Here is a 12,831-nt window from a genome sequence, read left to right on the forward strand (position 1 = left end):
AGCTCGTTCAGCCGTGCGGGCGATCCTCGAAGGGATAGCAGCGGTGACGAAGCGGCAATCCCTTCTCCGTCACGAAATGCATCAGCAATTCCCGGTCGATGTCCGGGGCGTTGCATGTCCGGTCCAGCAGCGCGGGGCGGGCGCTCGCCGCGGCCGCCTGATAGAGCGAGGCGGCACTGGGAAACAGGCGCGCCTGGAAGATGTCGGCAAAGTCCTGAACGGCGTGATCCCTGAGCTCGGGCGAAGCCGCATTGAAGATGCGGAGCGCCAGCGGCGCGCGGATGAGCTGGAGCCAGGCCTCGTGCGGCGCGAAACGATAGGACAGGTCCAGCAACTGCGCCGTTCGCGGCCCGAAGCCGGCCTGGCGAATCTCGGCCCAGTAGCTGCCGAACCAGCCCAGTCCTTCGGTCGGTGCACAGGCCAGCAAGGCACGGCTCGTGGACCCGACCGCCTCCGCATCGATGTCGGTCTGCTTGAGGTCTCCGGCGCGCGTCGACTCGTCGGCGATGGCGAGCTGGAGCAGCAGGAGTTCGCGCAGCGTCTTGGCGCTGCATAACCGGCGGGCCGATGGCAAATTCTCTGCCACGATCGATCTCAGCCGATCGAGATCATAGCGCTCGCCGCGTGCGACGCGGCCGGCAATCTGCGGAACGGCGGGATCGGTGATATCAGGCGCGACGGATGCGGCCCAGATCACCGTGATCGCGGCGAGAGCGACGGTCGAGCCGCGCAGAACCCAGCGAAACGCCGATCCCGCCGGCTGGGCCGGCGGCTCGCCGCTAGGCTCCCTCGACATAATAGCTGTTGTAGTGCGAGCCCTTGTACGCCTCGATCCGCTTGAGCATCTTCGGATTGGCGCGATTGAGCACGGCGCCCAGGAGCTTCTTCTGGATGCCTTCGGAACTCGCCATCGATTCCTGGAGCGCGCTGCGGGTCGTACGGCCCCATTCGATGACGTAGACCATGGCATCGACGAGGTGGCTGACGGCCTTGGCGTCGGACACCGGCATCACCGGCGCCAGATCGATGATGATGTATTCATATTCCTCGCGAACCACCGCAAGCAGGTCGGCCATCGACTTGGATGCAATCACGTCCGCCGAGTTCACCATGCGTGATGCAACGACCGAGGGCATGAAGTCGAGCCCGCTCTCCTTGCTGCGCTGGATGTGGTAGCCGAACGCGCGCGGGTCCTTGAGGGCTTCGACGAGGCCGGTCTTGGAATGCGGAGCCAGCGCCCGCGTCAGCGAGCGGGTGTGGAGGTCACCGTCGATCAGCAGCGTACGGTGTCCAGTCAATGCGGTCAGATGACCGAAATTGGCCGCGACCGTGGTTTTTCCTTCCTTCGGGAGCGACGACAGGATGCCGATCACCTTGACCTCGCGCGAGAGCCGCGCGACGTCGATCGAGACCTTGATGTTGCGCAGCGTTTCGGCAAATCGCGAGAACGGGTGCTCGACGACATAGCTGGAAACGTTGACGTCCGGGCTGTCCGCCGTCGCCCTTGCCGGACGGATATCGGGAAGCACGCCCAGGCATTTCACGCCGAGCTGATCCTCGACATCGCTCGGCGAGCGCAGCACGTCGCTCAGCAGCTCTCTCGCGAAGGCGGCGCCGAAACCGAAGCACAGGCCGCCGAACAGGCCGCCCATCAGCGCCAGCAGGGTCTTGGGCGAGCTCTTCTTGTCGGGCTTGACCGCCGTGCTGATCATGCGCGATTCGCTGATCGGGAAGCTCTGGTTCTGCGTCGCGTTCTGAAGCTTCTCGAGGAAGCTGTTGTAGAGGTTGCGATAGGTGTCCGCCGCGCTCTCGAGATCGCGCAGCTTGACCTGGGCCTGGCTGGTGCTGCCGGCCTGGGACACGAGAGTTTTGAGATTTTCCTCGAGCGAGGTCTCGCGGCTCTTGGCGATCTCGTATTCGCTGCGATACGCATCCGCGATACGGCGCACCTCGTCGGCGATTGCCTTGCGCAGCTCGTCCATGCGGCTAGCGAGGTTCATGGCCGCCTGGTGGGTCTTGCCGTAACGGCTCGACCAATCGGCGTACTGAGCCGCGAGGTCGAGATATTGGGCGCGCAGACGCGTGATCACGGTGTTGTTGAGGGCATCCGTCACGGTGGGCTGGACCAGGTCCTTGTCGAGCAGCGCCTCGATCCGGTCGAGCCGCGCCTTGGCCTCTGCGGTTGCGGCATGTGCGGAGATGAGCTGAGAATTGACGTCCGCAAGCTGCTGCTCGCTCATCAGGCCCCGGCTGGTGCCGACGATGTTGTTCTCCGCCTTGAAGGTCTGCACGGCGCGGTCGCTCGCGGTGGCCTGCTCGCGCAGCTCGGCGCTGCGCTGCTGGAGCCACTCGCCGGCGCGCTTGGTCGACTGATACTTCGCCTCCAGCGCACCCACGATGTAGGCGTCCGCGATTGCGTTCGCGATCTTCGCGGCCTTGTTCGGATCAATCGAGCGGTAGTTCAGGGAGAGGACGTAGGTCGTCAGCACGCGCTCGACCTTGAGATTCTTCTGGAGCAGCTCGACCGCGCCCCGCTCGACCCGCTCCTTGCTGGGAGGGCCGTCAGATCCGAACAGCGACATGACCTTGCCGACGACCAGCGGAAGCAATCCGGGCTCGGAGCCGTTGAATTCAGCGTCTTCGGTGAGCTTCAGGCGGCGGACGATCGAAAGGATCAGGTCGTCAGACTGGAGAATCTCGACCTGACTGTCGACGAAGCCCGGGTCGATCAGCGCGTTGGCGGTCCCGCTGTCCTTGTCCAGCACCTGGGTCTGACGTGTGTCCATCAGGATGCGCGCATTCGCCGTGTACATCGGCGTTGCGCTGATCAGGTAGACGAGAACGAGTGCGAGTGTACCGGCCAGGATGGCGGCGATCAGCGGCCATTGGCGACGCACGATGTCCAGAGCGCGCTCGGCGCTGAGCGTCGTGCCGCCGACTTCGATGGCATATCTCGGACGTTGCGGAAACTGATCTCGTGGCTGAAACATTTATGAATCTCGAGGTTGTCACTCGGGCAGGGGGACGGGTTTGAACGGATCGGCGAGTTCGGTCCTCCATTCACCCGTCATCAGGCCGGCGCTCGAGCTCGGACCTGCCGGCAAGTTATTGGCTGTAGGTGGAGCGGGGATACCCGGAGCGGGCGCCATCGCGGTGTCCTGATCCGCGTAATATCCCTTGAGCACGGCGCCGTCATGCAGCTTGTCGACGAACTCGCTGATCCTGCGTGCGACGTCGGGCTTGGTGGACACGCAACGGCCTTCGGCACGATGAAGCCCGACGCCGATCGCGATGCGATCTGCCTGGCTGGCTTCACGCAACATGTCGCGGACCGAATCGAGGGCCGCGATATCGGTCACCAGCAAACCGGTCAGCCGGCCCGTCAGCTTGTCTCTGTCATTCTTCGACAGCCGGAGGATGACCGACGGGTCCAGGATGAAGGCGCTGACGGCGCCCGGAGGCGCGCGCTCGGCGCGATCGACGCATTGAGCCCGCGCCGGCGCTGCAAATGTTGCAGACAGCGCAACGGCCACGACCATGGCGATCCGTGAGGTCCGAAGCGGACCACGCAACAAGTTATCGAGTTTGAGGAGCATCGCGCTCATTTCTCGTTGCGAACTATTGAATGTATCGATTGAGGTGAACGTATCGATTTGGACCGTAGGTCTTTGATGAACCAAAACTATGTCAAATTCTTGTGCAGCGCAAAATATAAACCAGCGCGGACCAAATTGCCATCCTCGTCGGGCTTCGCACCTTGATTCAACATGAACGACGCTTGTGCTGCGATCAGGCGCAGATTCAGCGAAAGATTGCTCACGTCTGCACAGGTTAAGCACGATTCTTAGGCAGGGTCATACAAAGACAAAGGCGCGAGGAATCTCCTCGCGCCTTTGGCAACCTGCGATTGGGGGGCTCGCGAAACTTCGCGCGATCTATTCGACGGTCCGCAGTACCGCAAGACGCGTGGTGCGCAGCCGCTCGCCGTGGTCGCCGACCGCGACCCAGAAGCGCGGGTTGCCGCCGGACTGCATCGAGATCCACTCGTACTCCGCAGCGTTCCACGGACGCACCGAGGCGGACAGATTGTCCAGAACGAAGTCGCCGTCTGCAAGACGAGCGACCAGCACGAGATGGCCCTGGCCGCCATTGGTCAGGACGACTGCAAGGCGCAGCGCCGACTTGGGCCAACCCATCTCGATCAATTGATGACGCTTGGTGACTGCGTAGTCGTTGCAATCGCCGGCAGAGGGCGAAAGCGTCCAGCGCGCAACCATCGGATTGGTCGATTTTTGCATCGGCGTGATCGACGCGTTGACCGAGCTGTTCACCTCGCGCAGCATGCTCATTGCCCGGTCGCCCGAAGGCAGTGTCCGGTCGGCGGCGTCGGCTGCACATTCGGTGTCGTTGTTCATGCAGAACTTGACGAATTGCAGCGGCGCCAGCGCATTGTCGTATTCGCGGATGAACGCGCTTTTCGCTTGGTTGGGCGAACTGTCGTTCACTATCTCGGCCTTTGCGGCGGTCCCGGTCGTCGCGATCCCGATCGCGACCAGCGATTTGATAATCCAGCTCATGACATCCCCGTCTCGTCTTTTCTTTTTGACGCTACGGGTATCTCACAAACGATTTGAGCTTTGGTTCCGCGGAAATTTACAATTTTAACGAAATCGGCCGGTCGCTGGACCGGCCGGGGTGGTTGGTTAACGCGCTGCCAATGCAGCGGTTCCGGCCGTCAGCGCGACGGGCTTACGGAGGTCAGAACCGCGGTGGTTGTTGCCGCAAACAGCGTCTGCTGGGAGGCCGCACCGGGGCCGCTCTGATTCACGACCGTGGGCTGGGTCGAGCTCGCCGCACCACCACGCCCGTCCGCCGCGGTCGAACCCGGCCCGCCGCCAGCCGAGGTCTCGCCGGTCGGATCTGCACCGTTGGTCGCTTCCGTCGGGATATCGCCGGTGATGCTGGTGAACGATGCGATCAGGTCGGGATTCTCTGTCTTGAGAACCGCCTCCTGGATCAGCTGGGCAACCTGAGGCTGCGACAGGACACAGGTGGAGGCGGCCGTGCCGAGGCCCGCGCCGATGGCGCGGCTTTGATCCGTGCTGCTGGCCTTCGCCAACGAGCCGATGCCCTCGACGGTCTCGGGGCGGGCGGTCAGGAGGTCACGGACAGCCGAGGCGAGACCGCCCTGTCCGTCCTTGAACTGATCGAGCAGGCCGCTCGGATTGGCCAGAAAGTCGGTGGCGCGCTCTGCCGAAACGATGCCGGTGTTGGCAACGCAGCCCGAGCTGACGCCCGTCGCGCCGAACGCTGCCGGCATTCCGGCGAAAATCGCCAGCGCTCCGACGACCAGGGTAAAGCGCGTACCAGAATTCCAAATCATTGCCATGCCCATTTCCAATAAATTTAGCTTAACTCGACTTGCACAGATTTGCCACGTTCTTTTCGCATGTGTGATGGTAGCGATTGCGCGAGGCCGCACCCGACGATCGCCGCGAAGAACACGCCGTAACCCGGTATTTGCAACGAGAAATCGATGCAGCTATGCGCAACTCCCAATACAGCGACGCTGGCACCGATCACGGGTATGTAGCGGTCGCGCTTTCGGTGCAAGCTTCCGGTAAATAAATGGTAAAAATACCAGAGGCTCGCGAGCGCGATGACGATGAAGGCGGGAATGCCCAATTCGACGGCAATTTCAAGCGGCGTACTGTGAGCGCGGTCCCAGATGCCGAGGCTGCCGAGTGCTGTGGGTCGTTCGGCGGGAAAGACTGCCTCGAAATTGCCCAGCCCGACACCGAGTAGCTGATGATCGGCGATGATCCCCAATGAGGCCTCGTAGGCTGCAAGCCTCTGAGGATCGATCAACCCGTGTTCGACGATGCGTCCCGCGACCAGGCCGCCGACGAGCTGCAGCAGCACGAGGCCTGCGGCCGCCGAGCCGCCCAGAACCAGCCATTTCCGTGATCTGCCGAGCTCGAGCGGCACGAGATAGAGGATGATGGCCAGCACGAACGTGCCGACCGACAGCAGCAGACCCGCTCGCGATCCGGTCATGGCAAGCGCGATGGTGCAGATTGTGAAGCCTGTGCCGAGGGCAACCGGCGCGGAGAGCATCTGCTCCAGCCGCGCCCGCCAACCCGGTTGCGCCGCCGGGCCGCCGTCCTGACGGTGCATGGTGCGCAGGAGCGGCACCAGAAACAGCAGGGCGCAGGTGCCCCAGAACGTCGCCGCCGTATTTCGGTTAACGAACGTTCCGGTGGCAAAGCCGAGATAAGCTTCCTTCTGCCTGAACAGAATCATGTCGGGCGCGAACAGCTCCGCCAGGATTCCGTAGAGTGCGTACAGGCAGCCCGCCCATGCCAGTATGCGTAGCAGCGAGCGCGCGTCGCTCGCGTCGCTTGCAAGAATCACGGCGCGTGCGAAGGCGAGCGACAACAGCAGAACCGATCCGAACGCCAGCCACGGGCCACGCGCGGTCGTGGAGAGGCGGTCGGGCAATGCAAGACCGAAAAGTTGCCGCGGCAGTTCCCAGACGGTCGCTGATTGCGCAGCAGGGATGCTCCACATTTGCAACGCGACCATGACGCCGACGGTCGCGATCATCGCTGCCAATGGAATGAGCAACATGCCGTTGCGACGGCTCACAGCCGACAGATCGGCGGTGAGCAGGCTGCAAACGAGCAGAAAATTCCAGAAACAAATCCACGCGAGGTCGATGGATCCCAGCGGAAGTGGCGCCAGCACGAACACGGCTGCGGCGAAAAATCGCGATATCGCGCCCAAAGGCCCCTCTGTCGTTCAGCTCAGCGACGATGGAGCTATCAGAACTTCGCGCGAGATCAAGTTAATGCGCGTCCGGTCACGATTTCAGCACGATCGGCGCGTTTACCTCCACGCGATGCAACACCGGACGTCGAGCGACGATGAGCGCTAAGCATTTCGGTAAATCTCGGTTCAATTTGACGGTTAACGGTTGAACCGCAGGTCGAAGAAAGGCATTATGCTGCGACGCAGCATTTCGTTTCTAGCTCATTGTCAGGTGCTCTGCCGTGGTGGTTCATAAACCAAAAGCGCACTACGTGCCGCTCGACAGCGTTCGAGGTCTCGCGGCCCTGTGCGTGGTCGTGCACCATTTCGTCGGCTCGGAGACACTCAAGACGGTCCTGCCGAGCAGGGCGTGGATCGACGTCGCGTTCTTCCACAATTCGTGGCTCTTCGTCGATCTGTTCTTCGTGCTCAGCGGTATCGTCATTTCGATGAGCTACATGCAGTCGGAACTCAGCGGGTTCGACTTCCGTGACTTCGTCGCGCGGCGCATTGCGCGAATCTATCCACTTCATTTGGCGACGTTGCTCGCCTTCCTGTCGTTTCGCCTAATGAAGCTCGGCCTGGTGGCGGTCGGTGTCCTGCATTTCGTGCCGCCCGAAATGCCGGTCAACAACTATGTCTCCTTCATCGTGAACCTGCTGCTGCTCCAGGCGTCCGGCGTCATCGGCTATATCAGCTGGAACGGGCCGAGCTGGAGCATCAGCGCGGAATTCTACACCTACCTCGTGTTTGCAGCCGTCATGCTCGCGGCGCAGGCCGCGAGGAACCTCCGGATGGTCTACGCCCTCTCGATATTGCTCGTCGTCGGCAGTCTCGGCATCATCCTGTTCGTGCTCGGCATGGAAAGCCTCGATTTTCACTACGAGTTCGGCATCGTTCGCTGCATCCTCAGCTTCTTTCTGGGCGTGCTGACGGTTCGCGCCGTGGCAATTGTGCGGCCGGGCGCGAGCCCGCTGCTGCAGTCGGCCGTCCAGATCGGTGCGGCGGTCACGGCGATCGTGATCGTCTCGGTGGTCGGATGGGTGCCTTCCATCAGCTTCGTCGCGCCGGTGGTGTTTGCGATCCTGCTCGGCTCGCTGATGCTGTTTCCCAACTGCCCGTTGCCCGTACTGCTGACGGCAAAGCCCCTGGTGTGGCTCGGGAAGCGGTCCTATTCGATCTACATGGTCCATGCACTGGTGCTCGTCCTGCTCGAATATTTCGCGCGCGGCGTTGGACTGGCTCGCTTCCAGTCGCTGGATGGCCTGATGTCTGGCCTGCCTTCGTCGCTGCTCCTCGCCGTTTTTATCGCCGCCGTGCTCGCGCTCTCGAACCTGACCTACGCCACCATCGAAGTGCCGGGTTCGCGGCTGTTCCTCGGGCTGCTCAGGCCCCGCCCGGCCAAAGCGCTCGCTGCAGCCGAGTGACCTGATGGCCGCCAATTATTCATCCCCAGCGCTCGCCGCCTCGGACTTCCGCTTTGCGGAACCGCCCGTTGACGACGGCATGCAGGCGAGCGGCCCGACCTTCAATCTCGAGGCGATCGCTCTGTTTCTCTACTTCTATCGCGACGCGCTCGCCGGCGCATTGCGATATTATCTGTCGGTCGCCAAGATCGATGCCATCTGGTTCCTGCCCGACATCTTCGCGATGGTGTGCATCCTCGCGTTCATCCAGCGCTACATCCTGATGGGGAGGAGTCTGGTTGCCATCCTGACGCTGCTCTACATGGGGTTTGCGCTCTATCTCGGATACGTCTTCCTCGGCTACTTCACCGGCATGATTTCGTCGTTCAAGATGATCGCGCCGGTGTTCGTGGGGTTCTGCTTCTGCGGCCGCAATTTCGGCGAGTACCGGCGACTGCTGGCCTGGATTCATCCCCTCTTTTACATCACGATCTTCGGGATTGTCCTGTCCTCCCGCATGCAGCTGCCGTGGGTCGGTTTCGCCTACGAGGCCTTCGGAGGAACGCGGCAAGCGAGCCGGCTCTGGTGGGCGGCGTCGGAGGCGCGGCTGGCCGGCTTCGCGGCCGATAGCACGATGGCGGCCTTCTTCGTGTTCATCACCTACGTGGTGACGTCCGCGCGTCGCAGCCTGCTGTGGTGCCTGTTCTGGGCGCCGATCGGTCTCTATGCGATCAAGCTGACGACCAGCAAAACCTCGCTGGGCGTGATGGCGATCTACGTCGTTTGTCTCGTCATCGTCCGGCTCATGCCCGAGCGCGAGAAATTTCCCATGCTGCGCCGAATGGCGCTGCTTTCGTTCCTGTCGATCCTCGTACCGGCGCTGCTGATCGCCCTGTTCTCCGGCAACTCGCTCGTCGGCGTGTCGCGCTCCCTGTACAGCCTGCAGGACCGCGTCAACAACAGCTGGCAATTGCCGTTCGTCTATATGGCCGATCTCATGCCGGTGGGTTTCTTCGTCGGCTGCGGCCTCGGATGCTTCAACTATCCGCAGCTGCTGTTCTCGAACAAGCTCAGCTACTACGTGCCGGTGGATAATTTCTACCTCGGCACGTATCTGATGTTCGGGCCGATCTTCGTGGTGTTCGTGATCCTGGTCATCCTCGCGGTTGCGAGGACCAGGGATATCTACAAGCTCTCTTTCGCGATCGCGATGAATCTCTTCACCATCACGGTTCTGGCCTATGGTCCGGCAAGTGGCTTGATCATGCTGAGCGTGGCGTTCAGCGAGGTCTTCGCGCGAGAAAAGGGTAAGAGTGACAGGATCGCCTCGAATGCGGCGCCGCTCGCGCCTGACGTCGATGATCTGATTTCGCGGCCGGCGTGATGGCCATGTTGCCGCATGCAATGAGCTGCGGTGTGCGGCACGGGCTCTGGTCCGGAACTTTCCTTCATCTTGGTATCGGATCGTAATGGCGAGCGGAAACAGCAAGAATTTCGTCGAGGCGATCCAGGGGCTGCGTGGCGTCGCCGCGCTCAGCGTGCTGATTGTCCATCTTCAGGACATGCCGCTTCTGGCGGGCTTCCTGCCTCCGATCTGGCCGTGGTTTGAAGCGACGGTCAACATGGGCGGGCACGGGGTCGAGCTGTTCTTCATGATCAGCGGCTTCCTGATTCCTGCGAGCCTGGTGCGTCACCGCAGCGTCGCGAAATTTTTCCTCGATCGCTGCCTGCGCATTCTTCCGGTCTTCGTGATCCTGCACGTGATTCTCTTCACGATCGGGCCGCTGGTCGGCTACAAGTTCTTCAAGGGCATCGACCTGCCGACCTATCTCAAATTGTTCTTCGTCAACCTTGCGTTTCTGCCGGACGCGCTGGGATTGCCGATCGGTCAGCAGAATGCCTGGACCCTGAGTTATGAATGGGCGTTCTACATCCTGTTCGCGCTCGCCTTCCTGGCGGCGGCGAGGAACTGGATGCTGGCGGCGCCGTTTGTCGCGCTCGCCGCCGCAGGCATCATTTACCGCCCGATCGCTGCGTTCTTTCTGGTCGGACTGCTGTTCAGCTTCGTCGACCTGCGGATCCGCATCGCCGGGTGGCCGGGCGTGCTGGCCGGAATCCTCTGCGGTGCCGCGATGTACATGTCGATCGAATATCTGCACCCGCTAGTGGGGTTGATTCCTGGCGCGCTGCTGTTTGGGATGGTCATTGCTCCGGACTCCGGCGTCGCCGTGGCCCTGAGCGGCAAATCTCTCCAATTCCTCGGAAAGATCAGCTACAGCCTCTATCTGGTCCATCCCTTCGCGCTGTTCCCGTTGCAGATCATCGGGACCAAGCTCGCCGCGCACGGCGTGAACCTCTGGCTTCTCTGGGCGGGGTTTGCGGGCCTTGGGTTAATCGTGGCCCTGATTGCCTGCACGGTGAGTTACGAGTTGATCGAGGTGAGACTGCGCCGTCTGCTCGATCCGGCGCTGCGGGGCCTGTTTTTCGGAGTGCGTCGTGAAGCCCGTTATGTCGCCTGAGCGCCATCCCTCGCAAACAATCACGCACGGGTGACGTCATGATCATCAAGAATCTGCTCTCGATGTCGAGTGTGAACGTCGTGAAGTCGGCGGTTCAGTTCCTCATCACGCTGCTGATCACCTATTTCGTGACGCCGACGGAATTCGGGCTGGTGGCGTTCTCGCTGCCGTTCATCGCGTTCATCTCCATGCTGACCGATCTCGGCCTGTCGAGCGCGATGATCCAGCGGACGTCGCTGACGAAAGAGGAGGCCGGCGCGGCGACGACGCTGATGGTCGCGATCGGGATCGGTTGCGCGCTCGTGCTGGCTGCGATGTCGAAGCCGCTCGGCGCCGCCGTCAACATGGCGGGACTGCCGTCCGTGCTCGCCGCTTTCTCCGGTTCCGTCGTCCTGTCCATTTCCGCGATGGGCCCGCGCGCGGTCCTGGAGCGCTCCCTGCAATATCGGACCATCGCGCTGATCGAAGCCGGTGCGGCACTCGCTTCCGCGGCGGTGGGCGTGGCCGGAGCCCTGCTCGGATGGGGGATCTGGGCGCTGATCGCCTACTATGTCCTGATGCAGGCGTTGCGCGCCATCGCGTTCTACGTGAACACCAGGCGCCACATCGATCTGTCCTTCAAATGGCGCGGCGTCGCCCTGATGCTGTCGTTCGGCGGCTGGGTGCTGGCCTCGAACGTCCTCAATTTCACCGCGAGAAACGTCGGCAATCTCATGATCGGCGCCAAGCTGGGCGCGGCGGCGGTCGGCCTGTTCGGCCTCGCATTCCAGTTCATGACGCTTCCGCTGATGATTCTCTCATGGCCGGGCGGAGGCGTTCTGATGGCGACCCTGAGCCGGATGAACAGCGCCGGAGAGCAGGAACGGCGCAAGGCCGCGATCTGCGCGGTCCTCGGCATGACGGCAATGATCACGTTCCCGGCGATGATCTATCTGACGTTCGGGCTGAAATATCCCGTTGCGGCGTTCCTCTCGCCGCATTGGCAGGAGGTGTTGCCGCTGATCGCGATCCTCGCGCCGGCAGGCGCGGCACAGTCGATCGCGGCCTATGCCGGCCCGATCCTGTTGGCTCACGACAAGGCCCGGCTCCAGTTCTGGGTCTCCACCGCCAACAGCGCCAGCATGATCCTCGCCTTTGTCGTGGCGCTGCCGTTCGGGCTCACTGCCGTGGCCGTCGTGTACCTGGTCGTTTCGATCCTGGTTTGCGCTTTCATGCTGATGGTCGGCGCCCGCAACTGCGCGGTGTCCTATGCGTCCTTGTTCGGCGCCCTGATGCCGGCCACGGTCGCGACTTTGCTCGGCGCAGTGTGCGCGCTCGTCGCGACCAGGGGGGACGTCGCAAGCCTGTCCCATTGGCTGATCGCAACCGCCGTCTATACGCTGATCGTGCTCGGCAGCTACGTGGTCTTCAGGCGCCGGATCTGGAGCAGCGTGCAGTCGTTGCTTGGCGGTTCGGCTCCGGTCCAGGCAAACCTTCCCTCGGCAAGCTAGTAGAGATTGGCGGATGTCTTCAGGAGCGGGAATGGGTGACGAGCGCCAGGCAGGAATTCCGTGGCGCGAGGACCTGATGGCAAATACCGGCAAGTCCGGTGTGAGCGCGGCCTTCATCGCCTTGCTCACGAGCCCCGGCTTTGCCGTGATCACGACCTGGCGCATCGCCAAGATGCTGCGCTTCCAGACACGCTGGGGTCATCAGATCACCTGGCTGCTGGTGCGGGCGCTGATGCGGCGAGGTTGCTATATCTCGGTTCTCGCAGAGATCGGCCCGGGATTGATCCTGCCGCATCCGACCGGTGTCGTGATCGGTGAGGGGACGCGGATCGGTCGTTCGGTCATGCTGTATCACAACGTGACCCTCGGCCGGCGTGCGTGGGACGAACCGGGCTGCCCAACCATCGGCGACAATGCCGTCATTTATACTGGTGCCGTGCTCGTCGGTCCGATTTCGCTTGGCGCGGGTGTCAACGTCGCCGCCAACGCAGTCGTGACGCGTGACGTTCCGCCGAATGCCGTCGTTGCGGGCGCGCCGGCGCGGGTCGTGCGCGCGCAAGCTCCAGGCCTGATTCGGGCCTGAAGCAGCGGGACGCGCGCAAGCGT

The 12,831-nt window shown here is 62.5% G+C and carries 11 protein-coding genes; 5 read left to right on the top strand and 6 right to left on the bottom strand.

Annotation, left to right across the window (positions count from 1 at the left end; translation table 11 throughout):
- Window positions 1-7: 7 nt before the first annotated feature.
- The 6 genes from BMW89_RS32235 to BMW89_RS32260 form a co-directional block, all read right to left on the bottom strand.
- Complete coding sequence (locus BMW89_RS32235; RefSeq protein WP_092034181.1) at window positions 8-796, bottom strand: hypothetical protein; 789 nt, start codon at window positions 794-796, stop codon at window positions 8-10.
- Window positions 780-2,990 carry a GNVR domain-containing protein gene (locus BMW89_RS32240; protein ID WP_092034186.1) on the bottom strand — a complete coding sequence of 737 codons (2,211 nt, stop codon included), beginning with the start codon at window positions 2,988-2,990 and terminating at the stop codon, window positions 780-782. Before BMW89_RS32240 ends, BMW89_RS32235 begins: the two co-directional genes overlap by 17 nt.
- A gap of 18 nt (window positions 2,991-3,008) precedes the next feature.
- Complete coding sequence (locus BMW89_RS32245; protein WP_244547743.1) at window positions 3,009-3,680, bottom strand: hypothetical protein; 672 nt, start codon at window positions 3,678-3,680, stop codon at window positions 3,009-3,011.
- 255 nt (window positions 3,681-3,935) lie between these two features.
- Complete coding sequence (locus BMW89_RS32250; RefSeq protein WP_092034194.1) at window positions 3,936-4,577, bottom strand: transglutaminase-like cysteine peptidase; 642 nt, start codon at window positions 4,575-4,577, stop codon at window positions 3,936-3,938.
- A 158-nt stretch (window positions 4,578-4,735) separates the two neighbouring features.
- A complete protein-coding gene (locus tag BMW89_RS32255; RefSeq protein ID WP_244547744.1) occupies window positions 4,736-5,389 on the bottom strand; it encodes a hypothetical protein in 654 nt (217 codons plus the stop codon).
- A gap of 17 nt (window positions 5,390-5,406) precedes the next feature.
- Window positions 5,407-6,786: an O-antigen ligase family protein gene (locus tag BMW89_RS32260; RefSeq protein WP_092034200.1), complete on the bottom strand. Its 1,380-nt coding sequence runs from the start codon at window positions 6,784-6,786 to the stop codon at window positions 5,407-5,409.
- Window positions 6,787-7,052: 266 nt separating this feature from the next.
- Here BMW89_RS32260 and BMW89_RS32265 point away from each other — a divergent pair, with 266 nt between their 5' ends.
- The 5 genes from BMW89_RS32265 to BMW89_RS32285 all read left to right on the top strand — a co-directional run bounded on the left by BMW89_RS32265 (window position 7,053) and on the right by BMW89_RS32285 (window position 12,808).
- On the top strand, window positions 7,053-8,237 hold the full coding sequence (locus BMW89_RS32265) for an acyltransferase family protein (protein ID WP_092034204.1): 1,185 nt from the start codon (window positions 7,053-7,055) through the stop codon (window positions 8,235-8,237).
- Between the two features lie 4 nt (window positions 8,238-8,241).
- Window positions 8,242-9,600 (top strand): hypothetical protein, encoded by a 1,359-nt coding sequence (locus tag BMW89_RS32270; RefSeq protein WP_092034208.1) that lies wholly within the window; start codon window positions 8,242-8,244, stop codon window positions 9,598-9,600.
- 85 nt (window positions 9,601-9,685) lie between these two features.
- The gene (locus BMW89_RS32275; RefSeq protein ID WP_092034212.1) at window positions 9,686-10,735 is read left to right on the top strand and encodes an acyltransferase family protein; all 1,050 of its coding nucleotides are present in this window, start codon (window positions 9,686-9,688) and stop codon (window positions 10,733-10,735) included.
- A 38-nt stretch (window positions 10,736-10,773) separates the two neighbouring features.
- The gene (locus BMW89_RS32280) at window positions 10,774-12,225 is read left to right on the top strand and encodes a lipopolysaccharide biosynthesis protein (RefSeq protein WP_092034216.1); all 1,452 of its coding nucleotides are present in this window, start codon (window positions 10,774-10,776) and stop codon (window positions 12,223-12,225) included.
- A 31-nt stretch (window positions 12,226-12,256) separates the two neighbouring features.
- Entirely contained in the window at window positions 12,257-12,808 is a 552-nt protein-coding gene (locus tag BMW89_RS32285) for a serine O-acetyltransferase (RefSeq protein ID WP_092034219.1), read from the top strand.
- The last annotated feature ends 23 nt before the right edge of the window (window positions 12,809-12,831 follow it).

Source organism: Bradyrhizobium sp. OK095, assembly GCF_900109945.1.
GTDB lineage: Bacteria > Pseudomonadota > Alphaproteobacteria > Rhizobiales > Xanthobacteraceae > Bradyrhizobium.

Excerpts from the sequence above, each read along its gene's own strand:
- BMW89_RS32235 (WP_092034181.1), bottom strand. The coding sequence starts at position 796 with ATGTCGAGGGAGCCTAGCGGCGAGCCGCCGGCCCAGCCGGCGGGATCG.
- BMW89_RS32240 (WP_092034186.1), bottom strand. The coding sequence starts at position 2,990 with ATGTTTCAGCCACGAGATCAGTTTCCGCAACGTCCGAGATATGCCATC.
- BMW89_RS32250 (WP_092034194.1), bottom strand. The coding sequence starts at position 4,577 with ATGAGCTGGATTATCAAATCGCTGGTCGCGATCGGGATCGCGACGACC.
- BMW89_RS32255 (WP_244547744.1), bottom strand. The coding sequence starts at position 5,389 with ATGGCAATGATTTGGAATTCTGGTACGCGCTTTACCCTGGTCGTCGGA.
- BMW89_RS32270 (WP_092034208.1), top strand. The coding sequence starts at position 8,242 with ATGGCCGCCAATTATTCATCCCCAGCGCTCGCCGCCTCGGACTTCCGC.
- BMW89_RS32275 (WP_092034212.1), top strand. The coding sequence starts at position 9,686 with ATGGCGAGCGGAAACAGCAAGAATTTCGTCGAGGCGATCCAGGGGCTG.
- BMW89_RS32280 (WP_092034216.1), top strand. The coding sequence starts at position 10,774 with ATGATCATCAAGAATCTGCTCTCGATGTCGAGTGTGAACGTCGTGAAG.
- BMW89_RS32285 (WP_092034219.1), top strand. The coding sequence starts at position 12,257 with ATGGGTGACGAGCGCCAGGCAGGAATTCCGTGGCGCGAGGACCTGATG.